Source organism: Fimbriimonadaceae bacterium (genome assembly GCA_019454125.1).
Lineage (GTDB): Bacteria > Armatimonadota > Fimbriimonadia > Fimbriimonadales > Fimbriimonadaceae > JALHNM01.
The window spans coordinates 1,200,140-1,220,792 of the sequence record CP075365.1 but is presented as its reverse complement, the minus strand read 5'-3'; the positions used below and the strand labels follow the sequence as shown (position 1 = coordinate 1,220,792).

The 20,653-nt window shown below is 64.6% G+C and carries 17 protein-coding genes; 2 read left to right on the top strand and 15 right to left on the bottom strand.

Annotation, left to right across the window (positions count from 1 at the left end; genetic code table 11):
• Nucleotides 1-27: 27 nt before the first annotated feature.
• Nucleotides 28-1,407, top strand: coding sequence for an MATE family efflux transporter (locus KF733_05995; GenBank protein ID QYK57032.1), 1,380 nt, complete (start codon nt 28-30; stop codon nt 1,405-1,407).
• Here the strand turns inward: KF733_05995 and KF733_05990 are convergent.
• The 13 genes from KF733_05990 to KF733_05930 form a co-directional block, all read right to left on the bottom strand.
• Complete coding sequence (locus tag KF733_05990; protein ID QYK57031.1) at nt 1,373-2,575, bottom strand: glycosyltransferase family 4 protein; 1,203 nt, start codon at nt 2,573-2,575, stop codon at nt 1,373-1,375. The two genes, KF733_05995 and KF733_05990, sit on opposite strands and share 35 nt — an antisense overlap.
• Before the next feature lie 64 nt (nt 2,576-2,639).
• A complete protein-coding gene (locus KF733_05985; protein QYK57030.1) occupies nt 2,640-3,623 on the bottom strand; it encodes an NAD-dependent epimerase/dehydratase family protein in 984 nt (327 codons plus the stop codon).
• A gap of 65 nt (nt 3,624-3,688) precedes the next feature.
• On the bottom strand, nt 3,689-4,528 hold the full coding sequence (folP, locus tag KF733_05980) for a dihydropteroate synthase (GenBank protein ID QYK57029.1): 840 nt from the start codon (nt 4,526-4,528) through the stop codon (nt 3,689-3,691).
• Nucleotides 4,528-5,877 (bottom strand): aspartate kinase, encoded by a 1,350-nt coding sequence (locus KF733_05975; GenBank protein ID QYK57028.1) that lies wholly within the window; start codon nt 5,875-5,877, stop codon nt 4,528-4,530. The genes folP and KF733_05975 overlap by 1 nt, the downstream gene beginning before the upstream one ends.
• The gene (locus KF733_05970) at nt 5,874-6,401 is read right to left on the bottom strand and encodes a hypothetical protein (GenBank protein QYK57027.1); all 528 of its coding nucleotides are present in this window, start codon (nt 6,399-6,401) and stop codon (nt 5,874-5,876) included. The genes KF733_05975 and KF733_05970 overlap by 4 nt, the downstream gene beginning before the upstream one ends.
• Nucleotides 6,389-7,336, bottom strand: coding sequence for an aldo/keto reductase family protein (locus KF733_05965; GenBank protein QYK57026.1), 948 nt, complete (start codon nt 7,334-7,336; stop codon nt 6,389-6,391). Before KF733_05965 ends, KF733_05970 begins: the two co-directional genes overlap by 13 nt.
• A 9-nt stretch (nt 7,337-7,345) precedes the next feature.
• On the bottom strand, nt 7,346-9,304 hold the full coding sequence (locus KF733_05960; GenBank protein ID QYK57025.1) for a hypothetical protein: 1,959 nt from the start codon (nt 9,302-9,304) through the stop codon (nt 7,346-7,348).
• Nucleotides 9,305-9,325: 21 nt separating this feature from the next.
• Complete coding sequence (locus tag KF733_05955) at nt 9,326-11,587, bottom strand: LPS-assembly protein LptD (GenBank protein QYK57024.1); 2,262 nt, start codon at nt 11,585-11,587, stop codon at nt 9,326-9,328.
• Nucleotides 11,584-12,633 (bottom strand): LptF/LptG family permease, encoded by a 1,050-nt coding sequence (locus tag KF733_05950; protein ID QYK57023.1) that lies wholly within the window; start codon nt 12,631-12,633, stop codon nt 11,584-11,586. The genes KF733_05955 and KF733_05950 overlap by 4 nt, the downstream gene beginning before the upstream one ends.
• Nucleotides 12,634-12,653: 20 nt before the next feature.
• Nucleotides 12,654-13,463, bottom strand: a complete 810-nt coding sequence (locus KF733_05945; GenBank protein ID QYK57022.1) for a hypothetical protein — start codon at nt 13,461-13,463, stop codon at nt 12,654-12,656.
• Nucleotides 13,463-14,167, bottom strand: coding sequence for a glycerol-3-phosphate 1-O-acyltransferase PlsY (gene plsY, locus KF733_05940; protein QYK57021.1), 705 nt, complete (start codon nt 14,165-14,167; stop codon nt 13,463-13,465). The genes KF733_05945 and plsY overlap by 1 nt, the downstream gene beginning before the upstream one ends.
• Nucleotides 14,167-15,456: a hypothetical protein gene (locus KF733_05935; GenBank protein QYK57020.1), complete on the bottom strand. Its 1,290-nt coding sequence runs from the start codon at nt 15,454-15,456 to the stop codon at nt 14,167-14,169. Before KF733_05935 ends, plsY begins: the two co-directional genes overlap by 1 nt.
• Nucleotides 15,453-16,160 carry an endonuclease III gene (locus tag KF733_05930; protein QYK57019.1) on the bottom strand — a complete coding sequence of 236 codons (708 nt, stop codon included), beginning with the start codon at nt 16,158-16,160 and terminating at the stop codon, nt 15,453-15,455. The genes KF733_05935 and KF733_05930 overlap by 4 nt, the downstream gene beginning before the upstream one ends.
• A 60-nt stretch (nt 16,161-16,220) precedes the next feature.
• Here KF733_05930 and KF733_05925 point away from each other — a divergent pair, with 60 nt between their 5' ends.
• Nucleotides 16,221-17,279 (top strand): mannose-1-phosphate guanylyltransferase, encoded by a 1,059-nt coding sequence (locus KF733_05925; GenBank protein QYK57018.1) that lies wholly within the window; start codon nt 16,221-16,223, stop codon nt 17,277-17,279.
• Here the strand turns inward: KF733_05925 and KF733_05920 are convergent.
• Together KF733_05920 and KF733_05915 are read right to left on the bottom strand one after the other, a co-directional pair.
• Nucleotides 17,254-18,342 (bottom strand): HAD-IIIA family hydrolase, encoded by a 1,089-nt coding sequence (locus tag KF733_05920; protein QYK57017.1) that lies wholly within the window; start codon nt 18,340-18,342, stop codon nt 17,254-17,256. The genes KF733_05925 and KF733_05920 overlap by 26 nt on opposite strands.
• Nucleotides 18,343-18,372: 30 nt before the next feature.
• Nucleotides 18,373-20,460 carry a polysaccharide biosynthesis tyrosine autokinase gene (locus tag KF733_05915; protein ID QYK57016.1) on the bottom strand — a complete coding sequence of 696 codons (2,088 nt, stop codon included), beginning with the start codon at nt 20,458-20,460 and terminating at the stop codon, nt 18,373-18,375.
• Nucleotides 20,461-20,653 lie beyond the last annotated feature (193 nt).

Below are 20,653 nucleotides of genomic sequence, written 5' to 3'. Positions count from 1 at the left end.
TTTGCGCGACCGCGCTAGAATTTTCGGGTGTCCAAGGTGCCCAAGGAAGAAAACCTTTCAAGGGTCGTCTGGGATCTGGCGTGGCCTTCCGTCACGCTGAACGCGCTACAGACCGTCAATTCGTTGCTCGGCAGCGTGTTCCTTGAGGGTCTGCCGCAGGCGAACCTGACCGCCATCGGCGCTTCGACCTCGATCCTCTTCCTCTTCGTTTCACTCAGCTTCGCTCTCGGGGTCGCGGCCACGGCGATCGTCAGCCGGCGCTTCGGCGAGGGTGAGGTCGAACAGTACCGGGAGGCGAACCAGAAGGTGCTTAGCGTAGGCATTTTTGCTGGGTTGATCTTGGCTGTGGTGTGCTTCGCAAGCGCGCCCGCTGCCGCGTCCATGTTGATTCCGGACACCGACACGGAAGCGCGCGCGCTCATGGTGCGCTATCTGGGCGTGTTCTCCTTCTCGCTGCCGCCCATTTTCGTCATCCAGATCTTGGCCGGGTCGCTGCGCGGGACGGGCGACACGCGCAGCCCCATGGTGGTGAGCGGAGGCCAAATCCTGCTGCACATCGCGCTGAACATCCTGCTCATCTTCCCCGCCCGTCAGGTCAACGGCTTCACGATCCCCGGCGCGGGGCTCGGACTGGTCGGCGAGGCCCTTGGCCTCACGATCAGTGCGTTCCTGGCCGCTTTGGTCTACCTGGTGTGGTCGCGCCGCGCCCCGCTGAAGACCAGGTTGAGCTTCGCCTGGCCAGGCATGGACTGGGCCAAGCGCATCCTCAACATCGCCTCGCCGGCCGCGCTTATGTCGTTGCTTCGGGTGACCTCGCTCATGGCGTTCACCTACGTCCTCAAGCTTGTGCCCCAATCCAGCGCCGCCATCGCCGCGATGCGACCCGCGATCGGCATCGAGTCGATCGCCTTCATGCCGGCCTTTGGCGTCTCCCTCGCCGCCTCGTCGCTGGTGGGACAGAGTCTCGGCATGCGCCGGCCAGACCGGGCAGAACGCGTGGCCTGGGCGGCGGCGCACCAAGCAGGGGGCATCAGCATCCTCATGTCGCTGGTCCTCGTCTTCGGTGCGCACCAATTGGCGGGTCTCATTCTGCCAAACCAACCCGAAGTCGCGAAGCTGGTCGCCAGCTTCCTCATTTACGTCGGGGCGACGGAGACGCTCTTTGGCTATGGCGCGGTTATGGTCGGCGCGATGCAGGGCGCGGGCGAGACGCGCGGCCCGTTCTGGTTGACGCTGCTGTCCATGTGGGGGCTGCGCGTGCCGATGGCCTTCGTCTTCGCCCTTCCATTCGGACTCGCTATGGGCGCGGAGGGCTGCTGGCTCGCGATGTCGGTCTCGCAGGCGATCCACGGGCTCGCCGCGATCTGGCTCTTCAGAATCGGGCGCTGGAAGGAGACAACGGTGTGAGCACCTTCTCGAACAGGTCCGTGATCCGTTCGATGTCGAACGTTCGTTCGGCATAGGCACGGGCGTTCAAGCCCTTTGCCTCGCGCCCCGCGCGGTCCGAGAGCAGCTCCTGCGAGGCTGCGACGAAGCCATCTTGGTCCAGGGGACTGACGACGAATCCGGCATTGTTCTCCTTAACGATCCTCGCGGCAAGGTTCTCGGGCGGCACCGCCAGCAGGAGCGCGCGGGCGGCGCAGAGGTAGGTCAAGACTTTCGAAGGCACCGAAAAGACCCCCGCGTCCGGCTCCAGGATCGCGACCAACACGTCGGCGGTCCCCAGCATGTCCGGCATGTCCTCGAAGGGCTGGAAAGGCAGCAAGACCACGTTCTTCAGTCCGGTCTCCCCGATGCGCTTCTTTAGAAACTCCACGCTCGCCCCCTCGGAAACAACGATCACCCGCACGTCCGGCTGCTCTTGCGCCCGCAGCGCAAGCTGGATGAGAAGTTCGGGGTTGTGCTTCATGCCGAGCGTGCCGCTATAGAGCACGTTCGTCGTGTCCGCAAGGCCGTGCTTGGCGCCCCAGGGGTTCTTCCGGTCGCGGACGGGCATATCGGCCAAAGGCGCCCAGTTCTCAATCACATGGACGCGCGATGGCTCGGCCGGGATGAACGGGCGGAAGTCTTCGGAGATCACGACGACCGCGTCGCTCTTCCGCAGGGCGGTCTTCTCCATGTTGATGTAGTAGTCCCCTACGAGGCCCCCGACGACCGGGATCTTCGCGCCGAGCAGACGCTTCACCGCTTCGCCGATTAGGTCTTGCACCCAGAAGACGAACTTGCCCCCGACGCGGTGGGTGGCCTTCTGCATCGGGACAAGCGCGTCGAGAGGGGTGTTCGCACAGAGAACAATGTCGGGCCGCATCTCCTCGATCTTGGCCACGGCCCTTCGTCCGTGCTCGATGTCGGCCTGGCGACGCTTCCTCATGTCCGTCTTGTCGAAGCCGCCGGGCAGGGTGATGGGAAAGCTTTGGAACATGGCTGGGTCGTCCTCGCGGCGGGCAAGCGCCCCTTTTGGCGTGAGGAACGAGCTGGAGAACGCATGGACGGTCTCGTGCCCGCGGCGGGCGAGGGATCGGCTCAGTTCCACCTGGAACGGGTGCCCGGAGAAATCGTGGACGAGGATTCGCATGGTCTCTCAGCAAAAGGGCCTGTCTTTATTGACAGGCCCCCAATTGTATGGATTTATCGGTTTCCTATGCCGGGACTTTAGAAGTCATCTGGTCATAGATCCAGGCGTAGGTCTTCTCCATTCCCGTGCGGAGCGAGATGGAGGGCTCCCAGCCCATGAGTTGCTTGATCAGGGTGTTGTCGCTGCTGCGGCCCCGAACGCCCTTCGGCGCGTCGAGGTTGTACCGGCGGTCCAGCTTGATCCCGGCGATGTCCTCGACCATGTCGACGAGTTGGTTGATCGAGACCATCTCGGCGCTGCCCAGATTGATCGGCTCAAGGATGTCGCTGGTCATGATCCGCCAGCAGCCGTAGGTGCAATCGTCGATGTACATGAAGCTGCGGGTCTGTTGCCCGTCGCCCCAGATCTCGATGCTGTGGTCACCGGAAAGCTTGGCCTGGATGACCTTGCGGCACATTGCGGCGGGGGCTTTCTCGCGGCCGCCGTCATAGGTGCCCCAAGGGCCGTAGACGTTGTGGAACCGGGCCACGCGGGTGCGCAGGCCGAAGTCCTCGCGGAAGTGGCGGCACATCCGCTCACTAAAAAGCTTCTCCCAACCGTAGCCGTCCTCGGCCATCGCCGGGTAGGCGTCTTCTTCCTTCAAACCGGGGTTGTCGACGGTGGTCTGCTTGTCCGCGGCATAGACGCAGGCCGAAGAGCTGTAGAAGAAGTTCTGGACGCCAGCGTCCTTGGCGGCCATCAGCATGTGGGTGTTGATCAGCACGCTGATCATGCAGAGGGCCTTGTTGTTCTCGATGAAGCCCATGCCGCCCATATCGGCCGCGAGGTTGTAGACCGTTTCGACGCCCTGGACCGACTCTTGGCAAGCCGGCAACTCTTGGAGGTCGAGGATCTTGTTCTCGGCGTACGGGTGAACCTGGTACCACTCGTCGAACGGCTTCTTGTCCACGGCGACGACGTGCTCTGCGCCGTGCTCTTTATGAAGGTAGTCGACCAGGTGACCGCCGATAAAACCGCCTGCCCCAGTCACCAGAACTTTTCCGGCCATGAGATTTAGCTTACCATGGCCGGTTTTCGGCTCCTGCCCGCAAGCCTACGGGATGGCACGGCTCTTTATGCGGAATGGGCCTGCTGGCGATCCTTCACGGGGGCTAAAACTTCGTTCACGAGCCGCAGGGCATGGACCGCTGGCGCAACATCATGGCAACGCACGACCCGTGCCCCGGCCGCCACGGCCAGGACTTGGGCGGCCAGCGTGCCCCATAACCGGTCGTGGTGGGCTTCCTGCCCTGTCGCCGTTCCGATCCACCGCTTACGGCTCAGGCCAACGACCAGCGGATAGCCCTTCTTAGAGAGCCAGTCCAGGCCCCGCATCAGTTGGAGGTTGTGCTCATAAGTCTTGCCGAACCCAAACCCGGGGTCGATCCAGATCTGCTCTTCCTTCAGCCCGCTCTCGATCACGGCCCGAGCCCGGCTGCCCAAGAACTCGCCGACCTCCGTGACCACATCTTGATAGGAGGGCGACTCCTGCATGGTCCGAGGCTCGCCTTGCATATGCATGAGGATGGCCGGGCAACCCCACTCGCGGCACACGTCCACCATATCCGCGTTCCGGAGGGCTGTCACGTCGTTGACGACCTTCGCGCCGGCTTCCAGGCAACGGGCCGCCACCGCGGGCTTGGAGGTGTCGATCGAAACGACATAGCCCCGGCTCGACAGTTCCTCGACCACGGGCACGACGCGCCGCAATTCTTCGTCCAGGGGGACGGGATCGGCCCCGGGCCGCGTCGATTCTCCGCCGACATCGATGATCTCCGCCCCCTCCTCGACCATGGTTTCTGCGCGGCAGACGGCGTCGCGAGGGGACAAATAGTTGCCCCCGTCGCTGAAGCTGTCCGGGGTCACGTTGAGGATGCCCATGATTGCGGGCCGGTCCGGGGGCAACTGGTACATCACCGCGCCTCCTTAAGCCCGAAGGAATCGTGCAATGTTGTCACCGCCTTCCTCAACTCCGACTCCGGGATCAGGCAACTAATCGAGAAGTCGCTGTCCGAAGTTTGAAGCACGGGAATCTGCTCGCCCTGCAAGGTGGTGAGGACCCGAAGGAAGACCCCCGGTTGCTGCATGTAATCATGCCCGACCAGTGAGACCATAGTACAACCTTCCTCGATGTGCATCCGCACGGTCGTTTGTCGACCAAAGCCGCGCAAAAGTTCCATTTGGCTCTGCACACCGTGGCTAGGATTCGTGCCTACCTGGAGCACATAGATTGCAGTTTCTTTGTCCACCAAAGGAATGACAAGTCCATCGCAAACGCTCCTGAAGTCGGCGAACTGTTCTCGGGGAACGGCGAAGCCGATGCTGCCCGGGCTCAGGTCGATCATGAAGAGGTTTATCATGTGCCGGGCGAGGATGTCGTACAGCTTTTCCGCGAAGAGCCGTCGGTGTTCGGGCACCAGGTCAGAGAGGCTGGTCTGAACGTGGACCAGCTTGCCGGAGTGGGTGACCCCTGTCACCCGGCGTCCCGGGAAGCGCTCGCGCGGCACGATCTCCGTCCCTTCGTCCTCGCTAAAGGTGTTCTTCACCCAGAGCGGGATGGCGAACCGCATGGCGATCTCCGCTGCCCTTGGGTGCAGGACTTTCGCGCCCAGGTGGGCGATCTCCGCCACCTCGTCATAGGTGACCTTCCGCAGGGTCGGCGCCTCCGGCACGAAGTCAGGGTCGGCCGTCTTGACGCCGTCGACGTCCGTAAAGATTTCCACGCGGTCGGCTCTGAGCCCCGCGCCAAGCGCCGCCGCCGTCGTGTCCGACCCGCCCCGGCCCAACGTCGTGAGCTCGGCCCCGGGCAGCCCACCCTGCGTCCAGACGCCTTGGAAGCCGCACACCACCGGGGTCAGCCCTCGGCGGAGGGCCTCGTGGATGCCGATCGGGTTTACGCCCAGGATGCGCGCGTTCCCATAAACCCCGTCGGTGCGGATGCCGGCCTGGCCACCGCGCAGAGAAATCGCAGGCTGGCCGAGGGCGGTCAGGGTATGCGAGAAGACGACGCTCGAAAGGATCTCGCCACAGCTCATCAGGAGGTCCATTTCGCGCGGCTCCGGCTCCACGGTCGCGTCCACATCGCGCAGGAGCTGGACAAGGGTGTCGGTCGCGTACGGCTCGCCCCGTCGGCCGATCGCACTCACGACCACCACCGGATGGAACCCTTGCTCGCGGGCAGAAAGGACCCGGAGGGCGGCGGCGGAACGCGCCTCGCGCGTCTTGACGCTCGTCCCGCCGAACTTCATCACGACGATTTTCATGCGCCCTCCGGTTCGAGCCGGGCCCGGATGGCTTCGGCGTCCTCGGCCGAGACGACCATCAGCACGCGGTCGTGCATGTCGCCCAGGTGGTCGATCTCTGCTCCCGTCGCAATGGTCTCGGAGACGATGCGCGCGATCAGTCCTTCCTCGTCGCGCATGTTCACCGCGTGCACCAGCACGACGGAGAGGCCCGGGCGCACCTTGTGTTCCGCCTGGATCCCTTCCAGCGCCCGGCGGATCGCGGACTCGGCCGCGTCGGGCGCGAGGAACGAGAGTCCGCCGCTCGTCAGCTTGAGGAAGTCGAGGCTGACCCCCGCTTCCGCCAGGGCCGTGAGAACCGCCATGGCCCGGTCCGATCCCGCGTCGAAGCCGCTCACATGCACCGACAGGAAGCCAGAGCGCACCTCGACCCGGTTCACCCCACGGCGCTTTTCGAACTCCGTCTCGGAGACGGCGCCCGGGTCGAACTCCGCCGTCATCTCTCGGCGGAAGGGAGCCTGCGAATCGGCGCTCACGCTACGCACGCCTCCGCCCGCTTGAAGAGTTCGGGGTCTATGGCTAGGCCCGAGGCGGCGACATTGTCGTCCAGTTGCTCGGGGCGGCTCGCGCCGACGATGACGCTGCTCACGTTCTGTTGGCGCAGGCACCAGGCGAGTGCGAACTGGGCCCAAGTGCAACCGGCCTCCTCGATGATCGGCCCAAGTGCCTGGATGCGCTCCAACTCCGCGTCTTCCAAGAACCTTGACATGAACTGGTTCGATGAGTCGTCCGCTCCGCGGCTGCCGGCGGGCGGCGGTTGGCCCGGCCTGTATTTGCCCGTGAGGATGCCCTGCGCCAGCGGAGAGAACACGACCTGGCCGACGCCCGCCTGCTCGCTCGCGGAGATCACCGCGCTCTCGATCTCGCGCTGGAGGAGGTTGTAAACCGGCTGGTTGCTCACGGGAAGGGTGCACCGCCAGGACTCGGCGACACGGCACGCGTCGACGATCGCGCCCGCCGGCCACATGCTGACGCCCCAGTAGAGCACCTTCCCCTGGCGCACAAGGTCGTCCACTGCACGAACGACTTCCTCGATCGGCGATTCCGGGTCGTGGCGGTGGAACTGGTAGAGGTCTATGTAGTCCAGCCCGAGCCGCTTGAGCGAATCGTTGCAGGACTCGACGATGTGCTTTCGGCTCAGGCCCCGGTCGTTCGGGGCTTCGCTCATCGGGAAGTAGCACTTCGTCGCGATGAAGAGGTTTCGTCGTCGCAGGTCTTTGACCGCGTGCCCGAGCGCTTTCTCCGCCTCGCCGAGGTTGTAAACGTCGGCCGTATCGAAGAAGTTGACCCCCAGTTCAAACGCGTGTCTGACGATGGCGGCCGTGGCCGACGAGTCTAAAGTGCGGCCCTGGGTGAGCCAGCCGCCAAGGGCAACCTCACTGACGCGCACCCCCGAACGACCGAGACGACGATAATGCACAAACCCGTTTTACCTAGCGAACTCGAACAGCAGTGCGCGGGGGAGACCGTCGTTCGACCCAAAGGCCTGCATTGGCCGCAGTTCCCCTCGGCGCACCGCGTCAGCTGTCAAGTATCGCCACCAAAGGTTGAGGTCGGAATGCATGAGGTCCGCTTCGACCGGGCCGTAAGGATCGCCGGGGGCGAGCCCCGCCGCCTCCATCCAGCGCCGCGTGAGCTTCGGGTCGACGATTCCCGGCGAGAAGTTCAAATATGCGTGGGTGAACCCCTTCTCCCGCATCATGCGGGCGTAGTCCGAGCCGCTCTCCATCGCCTCGTAGGGAATCCAACTGGAGTGGCCAGGATTCGCCCAGATGTAGCCCACGTCAAGGAAGTAGCCGAAGACCTCGTCGTAGAGCGCGACCTTGGTGCCTTTGGGCAGGGCATTGATCGTCTCGGCCGCGGTCGCGAAAGGCACGGCCCGTCTCCGGTATTCGGCCTGGCGCCCCTGGGTCACGACCTGCCAGTCCGTCGGCACCTGCCACAACCAAAGGATCGCGAGGGTGCTCGCAGCCTGGAGCGCGACCGCACCCTTCGCCATTTGCTTCCACCTGCCGTGCACGATCGCGCCTCCGGCCAAGACGGCGAGCGGCACCGCGACGATCGTCAGATAGCGGCTTTGCTGGCTGAGTAAGAACCACATCGCGAACTGGACGCCGAGCGTCGCGAGGATGAACCCTTCGCGGAGCGCCAGTCCACCCGGGCCGCGCCCCCGCGCCAGCCAGAGCAGGCCCACGAAAAGGCCCGCAAAACCAATCGAACCAGTCGGAAAGCCGCGCCCTTCGGTCTGCCCTGGGTTCACGTAACGCCCTGGGTTATAAGCAAGGCCGAAGACCGCGTGGCCTACGTGTAGCGGGGACTTCCCCACCCCGAAGGTCGCCTGTTCGCCCGCGTAGAGGTCGGCCCGCCACTTGTCCCACTCGCGGCCGCCGAAGATGCCGGGCAGGAAGGGATAGACCGGGTTGCCCGTATAGGCCACCGACTTCGCATACCAAGGAAAGGCAAGGACGAGGGCCAAGGCCCCCGCCAAGATCGCGCCCCGGAAACGCCTGGCTTGCGGTCCTTCGTCCGAAGGCGGCACGTCCGGCCCCCGCAGGAGCCAGCCCAATGTGACCGCGCCGAGCGCGAGCGCGACCTGCAGCCCGGTGTGCTTTGATCCGAGCGTGAATCCGAGGCAAAGGCCAGCCAGCGGCCATGCCCAAGCGTCGCCGCGCACCAGCGAGCCAGCGGCATAGCAGACCGCCAAGCCGGCGAAGAGCCCGTGCGCCACATCGATGTAAGCCGTGCCCGATTCCCACGCCACGACCGGCACCGCGGCGAAGGCCAACGCGGCCCAGCCTCCGGCCGCGCCCCCATACCAGCGGCGGGCAAGACCGAAGAGGGCCAAGGCCCCCAGAGGCAGGAAGGTCCAGGCGAAGGATTTGGCGCCCGGCTCGCCGCCCCACCGCAGGCCGAGCACGTAAAGGTTATCGATCGTGAACGGGAAGTTCGAGTGGTGGATGTTCTGGACGAACCCGATCTGGCCCTCGTGCAACCAGATCTTGGGCACGGCGAGGTGGTAGGCGAGCGTGTCCCAGTCGCGGGCGTCGCTCGGGGTCAAAACGGCCAGGAACGCAAACGCGCACGTCACCCCGACCACGAGCCAGGAGGCGGTCTCCTGCCAGCCGAGGCGCGGCAAGGGGGCGGGCGCGCTCCAATATCGCGCCGAGACCAAGATCGGCACGAGCCACACCGCGAGCGGCCACCATCCCAACGAGCCCGGGACGAGGCCGACGAAGAGGGTGAGGAGACCAACTACGGCAAGCCCGAGAAGCCCCCCGACGCCCCACTGCTCGGCCGGGTCCAGGCGCGGCGTGAAGCGGGCAAGGACGCCCCGCCCCGCCATCGTCGCCAACAAGGCGAACGCCAGCGTGGGAAGCGCCTCGGTCATGGGCCGCAGTATACGACGGGTTTAGTTGCCGAACCCAAACCCGCCGCCCACCACCTGGCCGCGACGCCCAAAGCCGAAGAGGTCCTGCATCGGCAGCGCCTTGATCCGGAAGAAGAACGCGACCGTCCGGCCAGACCGGAATCCCACCGAATTGTCGATGACCTCCAAGACGGCTTCCGTGCAGTGGAGGTCGTAAGTCAGCTGATAGTGCTGGGCTTCGAAGCGGCTGGTGTAGCCGTTGTAATCGACCAAGATGTTCGCGCCGATCTTGCCGAGCCGCAACCCGTCGATCTGCGCCGAGAGCCCCGCCCACGTCGATCGTTGGGCGTCATAGCGCGCGGCCATCACGAACCGGGTCCCGCCCCAGTCCAGGTTCGTGTCGAACCGGAGGTTCGACCAAACCTGCCGGAACGTGTCGTAGGAAAGCTGCACGCCCGCGTCCAGCTTGTTCCCCGTGTTCCAGCGCCCCCGCAGGTAGACAAACTGCCAAGGGACGACGCCACGGTCCGCTGAGAGAAGGTCGTAGCCCGTCTGACCGCTCAAGAGGACGGCCTTCGATGCCCGGTAGTCGAGAGAAAAGTTGAAGGCGTCAGACCGGCCCGTCGAGTCGATGGCGAGCGGCGTAAAGCCGAAGGGGCGCAGGTACCGATAGCTCACCCGCAACCCGGAATCGCGCGCGAAGCCGTAGCGCCAGTCGCCGTCCCCCGCGATCACGTACTGCGCGGTGTCGTCGCTATAGAGCCCCTGGCGGAACTGCACGCCTAGGTTCGCCTCGGAACGTCCCCTGGGAACGGCCAGGCGACGGCGCAGCCCCGTCTCGAAGTTGATCCGGGTGACGCGGTCGCGACTCGAGGCATCCACCAGTTCGCCGATAGACGCCGCAAAGGTGAACGGCCAAACCCGGCCCCACCGGGAATCGATGAGCCGCCCGGCGTCGGACCGCAGCGTGAGCATGGGCGTGGTATCGGTCGGAGCGAAGAAGTCTTGGCTGCTGCTCACCGGGATCGCACGCTGGTAGAGCAGGTCCGCGTCCAGCGAGCGCATCGGGGCGAGCGCGGTATAGCGCAAGTCGATGCGTTCCGATTTGGAGAGGTTCCCCCCCGAGTATTGCGAGTCGTACTGGGTCAGGGTCAGGTCGAGGTGTTGGTTGAGCGGCCCGATCCGGCGATCGTCGTTGATGCTCGTGGACTGGGAGACGGATTTGAAGCCCGTGGACTCGCTCCGCGTGAGCGTATAGCCCAGTCGCGAGTTGCCCCCTAGGAACGGAGTCGCATATTGGGCAAGCACGTTCCACAAGGTAGAATTGGGCGAGGTGAGGTAGTTCTCGCGTTGGAACGCCCCGTTCACGCTAAGCTGGCCGTCCCAGATCTTCTGCGAGTGGCGGCTCGTGACCACCGTGCTCTTCCGCGAACCGGTGAGCTGGTACGCGGTCAGGACGCCGTCCAGCCCGGCAGCCTTGTAGTTGTAGTCCACGCCCAGACCCGCGCCAAGCTTGGACATGAGGTCGACACGGTAGTCCAGGTAGCTCTCTCCCGGCAAGGGGGAGCCGAACCGCGTCTTCACGTAATAGCCTTCGTCGGGGCTCTGCCCCACTTCCGGCAAGTACCGTTCGCTGCGCTGCTCCAGCGGCACCACCAAGTACGGGATGCCTATGACGGTCTTGCCGAGCACGGAGAGGCGCACGTCGCGGAGCTCCGCCCTGCGCCCGGGCAGGATGCGGATGCCCTCGGCGTCCAGCGCATAGTGGGGGTGCTCCAAGTCGCAGGTCGTGAAACTGCCGTCCCTGACGGTGAAATCCCGCTGGCGTCCGCCGCCGCCGTCGCCCCGGAGATAGATCTCCCCGGTCGTGCGCTTCTGGACTGCGTCCGGCTCCAGCCGCGCCCTTGAATTGGTAAAGGCGAACGTGCGTTGCTTGAAATCGACGGTGATGCTCTCACCCGTGACCGTTTCAGAGTCTCCGTCGAGCTTGGCGTTGCCCTCGAGCGTGCCGATCTCCGAGACCCGGTCAAAGGTGACGCGGTCGCCTCGGAGCTCATAGCCTTTGTAGCTCGCCCAGACGTCGCCTTCGAGCACGGTAACGTCGCCGCGTGTCCGCGCCGTGCGGGCTCCGCGGACTTTGAACGTCTCTTCGCCGCGAGGCTTTGGCTCTGGAAGCTCTCTGGCGTCGCGCGTCGGCAGGCTGCGCAGCGCCCGGCTGAGGCCGGGAAAGATGTTCGTTTGCCCAAAGCTGGGTGCCGTCGCGAGCAGGAGAAGGCAGGCGGCCGCCGCCCTCCAAAGCCTCACTCAAGCCTCCTCACGAGGATCAGACCGACGAACAGGTACAGCAGGTTCGGCAGCCAGGCCGCGACCATAGGGCTCACCCAGTGGTTGCGTCCAAAGATCTCCCCGGAGATGACGTACAAATTGAAGTACAGCCAGACGAGGCCGAGGCTCACCAGCACGCCCATGAACGGTCCCGCACGCGCAAAGAGCATGGCGAAGACGGCCCCCGTGAGGCTGAAGACGAGGCACGAGAACGGCACCGCGAACTTCTGTTGGAGCGCGATTTCGAGCGCGGTCGTGGATTGCAACGCGGCCCGCCGGGATCGGATCGCCTCCTGTAGCGAGGCGACCGTCTCCTGGTCCGGAGTGGGAGGCGCGAAGAGGTCGGCGATGCGGATCGGTTCGTTAATGGGGACTTCCTTCTTCGTCTCCGCCGCGGTCAGGGTCGTGCCCCTAAGGTGGTAAATGGTCGGGGCGAGAATGCGCCAAACACCGTCCTTGTACTCGCCGGATTTTGCCCAGTAGAGGATGGTCTCGCCCTGCCGTGGGCGCTCGATAAGGAGGATCTCCGTGAGGAGGATCGTGCCCTGATCGCTCCGGGAGACGGTCCCAAAGCTGGCAGTGAACCGGTCGATCTCAAGCACCACGTTGGACCGGAACTGGGGCGCCGCGCCCAAGAGCCCGACTTCATTGATCAAGCGCGTGTAAGCCTTCGCGGCCGGAGGGACGAGCCTGTCCACCACCAGGAAATTGCAGGCGGCGACGACCGCCCCGCAAACGAGCACGGGAAGGAAAACGCGGAGCACTCGGACGCCGGCCGCGCGCATCGCCGTGATCTCACTCTCTCGCGCGAGCCGGCTGATCGCCAGCGACGCGCCGAGCGCGGCCCCCACCGGCAGCGTCATCGAAAGCCATTGGGGGAGCTTGAACAGCAAGAGCTGTATGATCGCGAGCGGGGGGATGCTCTCCAGATTGAACGTCTTGAAAAGGGCGATCATGTCGTTCGCCACGAAAAGCAGCGCGATGACGATCGTCCCGATGAAGAGCGGCACGGACAACTCGCGCACGACGTACCGGTCGAGCGTCTTCAGGCTTCCCTCCCCACCGTCCCTACGAACGACCTGATGAGCATGAACGCGCCAAGCCCGACTTGGACGAGCACGAGCGAAGCCGAAAGCGGGGGCGAGATTTGGCTGAGGGCCACCGCCGTCGGAAGCCCGACGATCACGATGAGGGCCGTGAGCCACACCGCGATCAGCCTGCGACCACTGCCGTGCGGCAACCACCGGCCCCTGGCCAAAGCCGCCGCGAAGGGCCGGCGGCACCCTTTGCAATAAAGCTCGCCTGCGGGATTCATTGTGCCGCAGGAGGGACAGCCCTCCGCGCGGAACAGGCGTGGATCGCTCGCGCCGGACCTCCACGCGTTCAGCAGGGAGTGCTCGCGCCGAAAGAGGCTCAGGGGCATGCTGGGGAGGACGGCTTCGACGATGCGGATGCCATGCCCCGTCATACCCCGCTCGACCAGTAGCTCTGCGAGACGAAATCGCGCATAGACGTTGTCCGGGTGCTTGTCGATCGCTTCCATGTACTTGTCGACCTGCTCCAGCGCGATGGACGCCATGGCGTGCCGGTGGGTAAAGACTCGGACGAACGGGAAGAAGACGATCGTGACCACCACCCCGCAGAAGATCAGAGGGGGGAGCCAAGGGGCGGGCGGCACGACCGTCAAGACGCCGAGTCCAAGCCCCATGCCGATCCCCACAATCCCGCTGAACCCGTCGATATCGCCCTGAACCAGCCAGCCCACCAGCGAGACGATCCAGATCGCGATCGGGATCCAAACGATGCAGGCGAGAAGCGCCGCCAACGGATCCGACGAAAGCCTCTCGACGAACATCAGCCCTTCTCGACCGGCAGCCCTTCCGTTTCTTCGATGGCCGGGGCTTCCGCCGGCTTTCCGTTCGTTTCGGCGGACGACTCCGACTTGCCCGCGTTCTTCATGTCCAGCTTCGGCTCTTCGCCCCTGAGCAAGCGGCCGATGTTCGCCTTGTGCTTCCACCAGACGTAGGCGACGAGGACGGTGTAGACGGCGAGGAAGAGCGGGGTCTGGCGGGTCAGGACGGCGAGGACCAGGACGCTCCCCGAACCGACGAGGCTCGAAAGGCTCACGATCCGCGTGAAGGCGAAGCTCAGCAGGAACATGCCGAACCCGCCGAGGCCGACCAAAGGCGCGAGACCAAGCAGTGAGCCAAAGCCCGTCGCCACTCCCTTGCCCCCCTTGAACCCGATGAAGGGGGAGAGCGAATGGCCGACGATCGCGGTCGCGCCGAGCAAGAGGGCGTGGTCCCGCAGCCCAAGAACGCCCAGCGGCTGCCCCGCCAGCACAATCGGGGCGAGCATCGGGGGCAGTGCGCCCTTCAGCACGTCGAGCAAGAAGACGAGGATCCCGAGCTCGCGGCCAAGGACGCGGGCGACATTGGTGGCCCCGATGTTTCCGCTGCCCGTCGCAGTGATGTCGACCCCGCGCGCTCTCGCGACAAGGTATCCGAAAGGCACGGCGCCGATAAGGTAGGCACCGATATAGGCGAGGATCAAGACCATCAACTTCCGAGGCGTGCCAAGACGGACTCTGAGACCGCGCGCGCCAGTTCGTTGTGGCCCTCGAATGCGGCCAGGAACGAATTGCCGTCGCTCATCCCAAAGGATGCCGCTAGCCGGCGAAGTTTATCCGGGTTCTCGGGCACGATATCGAGTTCGTGCCCCAATAGGGCGAGCCGGGTCCGTGTCTCGATGAGGAAGGCGCGCGCGTCCACGATCGCCTCGTGTTCGAGCGGAGAAAGGAGGTCGTGCTCCAGCAGGACGTTGAGGCGCTCGATCGTCGCCGGTCCGACTTCCGGCAGGGGCGAGCGCAGGAAGGGCAGGGTCACGCACCAGTCGATGTCGGTCAGGTTCACATGGCGGTGCCGGTGCTGCGCGGGCACGGCAGATTCGTGGTGCCGCTTCAGGTGCATCCAATCGGTCGTCGTGGCCTGGAAGCCGGGCAACCGCAACTGCGCGACAGGCGCGTCACCGATCGCTCGCGACCGGGTGACGGCCAAGAGGGCAGCCTCTTGCGATTCGAGCCCGGGCATCGGCAAGGGGGTCTCCAGGAACGCTCGCGCCACCCCGCCCGCGAGCCCGACCTCGGTCCGTGCCAGCGGAAAGAGGGGCCCCAGGCACTCCAGCACCGCCTCGCGCAGCTCCTCGCTCGGCGCGTTTGTCCCCGCGAACGCAGCCTCCAATCCCCGGTTCGGCACCGCTTCCCTCGCCGCTAAACTCGCGATGGCAAACAGGCCCGGCAGACCGAGCGACTTTAACGGCTGGTCCAGCCAGGGTGCGATGAGAGGGCCAAGTTCCCCTTCGGGCCGCACGATCCACTTGACCGTGGCCGTGAACCAGTCCGTCGCCAGGACGGGACGCTCCTCCGCCAGGGCCGCGACGAGATCGGGCCGGGTGGCGAGCCCGCCCGTCAACACGGGGGCATGCCCGACGACGGTGGCGAGGCCGGGCGCCCCTTCCCCCGCAACTTGGCACCGCATCCCCGGGAGGGCCGCCTCGAGACACTCGCCCAGGTCCTGCGGGCGGGCGGCAAAGCGAGCGGCCATTGCGGCGTTCGCGGCTGCCAAGGTGCCTGCGAACCGACCAAGGTCGCTCGACGCGCACAATTGGTCGACCACCCGAACAGGTTCGGCGACCATCCGGAGATAGCGTTCCAAGTTTGCCAAGGAAGCGTCCGGGTCGGGGGCGCAGTCCGTCCATTGTGCGAAGAGGCGGCCCCAATCTCGGGGTGCCAGTCGGGCGAATCGGGCGAAGACCGCGGACGCGGCCTCTTCGTCGCGGAAATGGCTCATGCCAGAGTCACCTCCGCGAACCAAGGACACCGGTCTTGGAGAGGGCACTTTCCGCAGAGCGGCGCCTTCGCCTGGCAAAGGATGCGGCCGTGCTGGATGAGCGCGATATGGAACCGAAAGGAGACCCCCTGCGGCACGATCGCGAGCAGATCGTCGTGGGCTTGGTCGGCCGTCCTCCCGGGACGCAGGAGGCCGAGCCGCGTCGAGACCCGGTGGACGTGGGTGTCGACCGGGATCAGGTGCCGCCCAAAGCTAAAACAGAGCACGATGGAGGCGGTCTTGAGCCCGACGCCGGGCAGGCTCAGCAGCCAGTCCCGAGCGGCCAGGTCGGACATGGACTCTAGCGGCTCCAGGGTGTAACCGCCGAACCGCTCGCGGATCGTGCGCAGGCACCCGCAGATGCTCTTTGCCTTCTGGTTCGTGAGCCCAGCCTGGCGTATGACCCCGGCCAGCTTTTCCGGTCCCAACGCCTCGACCTCCGCCCAGTCCGGATAGGCGGCCCGGAGGCGGGTGAAAGTCGGAAAACTGTTCGCGTCCGCCGTGTGCTGGCTCAAGATACAGCTCACCAGTTCTTCAAGCGGGTCGAAGCGGGGCACGAAGCGCGAGCGCCCGTAAAGGGACTCCAGCGTCTCCAAGAGTTCTTGGGTCGGGATCACACTTCCCCGGTAAGGGGCCTTTGGACGCCGGTTCGCCGTCTTCGGCATCGCTCCAAGGATACACTCCCGGCCCGTAAGCGTGGTCGGCGTAAAGATAGGGTAGGCGTGATGAGTTTCAAGCGTATAGGCGTGATCATGGCGGGTGGCTCGGGCGAGCGCTTTTGGCCCGTCTCGACCAAAAGCCGTCCAAAGCAGTTTCTGCGGCTGACGTCGCCGGAGAAGTCCCTGCTCGCAGAGGCGGCCGACCGGGCGAGCGAGCTCTTCGGGGTGGAGAACACCATCATCGCGACCGGGCTGCACCTCGCGGAGGCCTCGCGGGCCGAGTGCGCGTCTCTTGCCGACACCAACGTGCTGGCCGAACCCGCCAAGCGCAACACCACGGGTTGCTTGGTCTGGGTCGTGGCGAACCTGATCGCCCAATCGCCCGAAGCGGGCGCGGACATTTCCATGGCGGTGCTCACGGCCGACCATCGCATCTCGCCCCCGGCCGCCTTCCACAAGACAGTCACGACCGCCCTTGAGACGGCGGAGCGGACGGGGGGCCTCGTGACGATTGGCATCCGCCCCACCCGCGCGGAAACGGGGTATGGCTATATCGAGGTGGGCGAACCCGACGGCGACGCCTTCCAGGTCGAGAGCTTCCGCGAAAAGCCGGACGCTAAGACCGCGATCGTGTTCGTTTCGAGCGAGCGGTTCCTGTGGAATTCGGGCATGTTTTTCTGGACCGTCCCCGCCTTCATGGCGGAAATGGAGCGCGCCCAACCCGAGATCGCCGCGGTAATCCGCAAAATTGCGGGGCACCTGAGCAAGGGTGAGAATGATGCGGCGGTCGCGGCCTTTGAGTCCCTGCCGAGCATCTCCATCGACTACGCCCTCATGGAGAAGGCGGAGCGGGTCTGGGTCGTGGCGGCCGACTTCGACTGGGACGACCTCGGCGCTTGGGACTCGCTTTCTCGCAGCTACGACGCCGACGAGCAGGGCAACGTCGGCCTCGGGAGCCAGCGGCTGATCGAGGTGAAAGACTCCGTCGTCTACAACGAGTCCGAGACACACGAAGTCTGCCTGTTGGGCGTCGAGGGGCTCGCCGTGGTCGTGACAAACGGGATCGTCATGGTCTGTCCGAAGGACAGGGCACAAGAGGTCAGGAAGTTTTCAAACCCAGGTTGATCGTTTCGAAGAGCTCTAAGATCGAACCGCCCTCATATAGGTAACCGTCGATCCCCGCGGCATGCGCGGCGTCAATATCCCTTTGGCGGTCGCCAATGAGGAAAGATCCTTCTTTGATAAGTCCAAGTTCCTGAACTGCGGTGTTTATCATTTCGGCCCCCGGCTTACGCGCCGGGCACTGGTGATGGTCCAAGTGGGGGCAGTAATAGACCGCGTCAAGATCCAAGTGTTCGGCCATCCATTGGCTCAGCGCGCGTACATCTTGGTCGCGATAGAGCCCCCGCGCCACGCCGGACTGATTGGTGACGACCACAACCGCATAACCCGAAGCCTTTGCCTTTGCGACGGTCTCGTGAATGCCAGGCATGAACTCGAAATGCTCAAGTTTGAATACGTAACCTTTATCCACATTAATGATGCCATCGCGATCCAGGAACAGAGCTTTGCGGTTTAGCTGAGGGGCCGTTTTCAGGGGTTCCGCCGGGCAGCCTGGCCTGCCCAGAAAAGGCGAACTGGGCAACGGGGTTTCGGCGATCTCGCAAAGGATATGGCCAAGAAAAATGTGCATTTCTTGGACTTGAGCGGAACTGGCGCCCGGGGCCGCAAGGCACAGGTCGGCCTGCTCGGCGAGCGGGTTCGGCGCTGCCCCCGTCATCGCGACCGTTGTAAGCCCCTTTGCCTTCGCCGCTTCGCAGGCCGCGAGGACGTTCGGGCTCGACCCGCTTGTGCTGAGGCACACGAGCACGTCGCACGGATTCCCGATAGCTTCGACTTGACGTGCGAAAACGTGTTCAAACCCATAGTCGTTGCTGACGGCCGTGAGCACCGACGTGTCGACCGTGAGGGCGACGGCAGACAAGGCGGGACGGTCTTGTCGAAGGCGCCCTACGAACTCCGCGGCGAGGTGTTGGGCATCGGCCGCAGAGCCGCCATTCCCGCAGAAGAGGACTTTGGCACCGGACTGCACGGCCAACCGGATGCGGTCCCCGACGAGGGCCACTGCCTCTTCCGGGGGCAAAGCATCGAGCGCTTCGCGGTGGAGGCGAAGCGCTCGAGACAGCACAGTTTCGGCCCGGTCCACGGCCGTCACCGACTAGATCGCGGCCCGGGCTCGGGAGGTGGCCAACCTGTCTTTGTTGATCACGACACCCACGATATTGCCGCCGGCGAAGTCGATCATGCCGACCGATTCGCGCATCTGCGTCTTGGACGGCCCTTCGAGCTGGGTGATGAAGACCACGTCCTTGGCCGCGTGGACCAGGGACTGGGCGTCGGCGAGACCGAAGGAGGAGGGCGCGTCGATCAGCACGTAGTCCACCTGGCCCTTCAGCTTTTCGACCAGCTGTTTCATCTGTTCGGAAGCGATGAGCTCTGTCGGATTGGCCGCGTCCGCGCCCGCCGTGATGACGGCCAGATTGGCGATCTCAGTCGTCTTCAGCGCCTCGTCGGCCGTGATCTTGCCTTCGAGGACCTCGGTCAGACCCTTCTCACGGGCGGTCTTGAAGAGCTTGTGGATTCCCGGATTGCGGACGTTGCCGTCAATGAGCACGGTCCGCTTTCCTTCCAGCGCCATCGCGACGGCAAGGTTGCCGGCCACGGTCGTCTTACCTTCCCGGGGCACGGAGCTTGTCACGACGTAGGCTTTGCCGCCTGGGGCGTCTCCGCCCATCAGGACAATGCTGTTCCTGAGGACCCGGTACGCCTCAAACGCCCTTGCCTTCTGCGGGTCCGAAATGAGCGGGTCCCGAGAGGACGAGCGGATCGGCACGCGGCCGAGAATATCCTTCTCAGCGATCGCGACCGCTTCCTCCGTGGTGTTGACCTTATCGAGCTGGGTGTCGCGGATCAAGGCTGCGGCGACGCCGAGGACGATGCCACCGAGGAGGCCGAGAACCATGTTAAGGACGATGTTCGGTCGGATCAATCGCGCCGGGGCTTTACCGGTCAGGTTTGTGATGGGTTTCGGAAGGTCGTTGCTGCGCAAACGGATCGCGTTCTGAGTCTCAAGCAGCCTCTGGACGACCAACTGGCTTTCACCGATCCTCGTTTCCAGGCTACGAAGCTTGGCGAGCAGCGGGCCGAGGTTTCGAACGGCATCCTCACGTTGGGCGACGACTTGCTCCCATCTTTCGACCTGGGCGCGGGAAGCGTCGACGACGGCTTGCGAAGTCCGCATAGACCTCTCGAACTCGTCGCGAAGGGGGTTCCGGGTGTTCGTGTCGGCCGAGACTTTGCGGTTTTCGCGAACTTCCTTCAGCCTCGCTTGCTGAGCGGAGATCTGAGCGTCCAAGCGCTTGATCCGCTCGCTGTCCTCATAGTTGTTGACGAGGAGGGCGTCCCGGGCATTGTTAAGCTGGGTGAGGGTGTCCTCCGCCCTTTCGATCGCCTCGACCCGCGTCAAAGTTGTCGGATTGGCGACGGTGGGCGAAGTGGAGTTGTACGCCTCTCGGGCCTGAATCAGGGCGGCCTGTGCGCCATCGTAGCCGGCTTGGGCTTCCGAGAGCTTGCGTTGCGCCTCGGCCAACTGACCGACACGGACGTCCGATTCGGTCTTGCTGTCGCCGATCTGGTTCTGGGACCGGAAGTCGGCGAACTGCTGCTCGGCTTCTCGCTGTCGCAGGTGCTCTTCTTCGAGACGGCCGTCGATGAACGTCACGGTTCTGCTCACCTGGTCTTTCTGCTGTTCCTCGACGTACTCCGCGTAAACGACCGGCAGGGCCTCGCCGAGGGCGCGGGCCACATCCTTGTCCTCGGCCTCGACCGCGATGAGGACGTTGTTCGTAGTCTGCACCTGGGTGACGGTGACCTGCGGGAGCCGGTCGAACTCCTCCTGGGTCAAAACTTTGGGCAAGGGGTAGTTGATCCGGGTGAGGGCTTTGTAGCGAAGGTCAAAGCTCTCCATGATGGCGATCTGGGTGAGGACGTCGTACCTAAAGTTCGACTGTGCGATCGCTCCAACAATGTCGTCGGGCCGGTTCGGGTTCGCCTGGGTCGGGCCGTCGACGAGCACCAAGGAAATGTGCTGATAGGCCGGAGGCATAAGAAGCGAGACCAGGCCGGCCACGGCAAGCCCGAGAACCACCATGCCGATGACCAAACCTCGGCGACGCCGGAAGAGAGCAAGGAGCTCCTTGATCGATAGGTCGGTCAAGGTCGCCGACTGCATCTGCTCTTTATTCATTCCTACCTCTAGTACTGTATCGGCCTAAATCCCTGGCCCCAGCAAGCCCTATAGGGCTCCCTCGATTTTATACCCGAGCCTTACGACCCGTCCCGCACCCGCATGGTTCTTGGGGTTCGGCCGTTGCCAGCACCACTGCTATAGACGGCAAAAAGGGGGAAGTGGAACCACACGGACATGAAGGCACGGAACC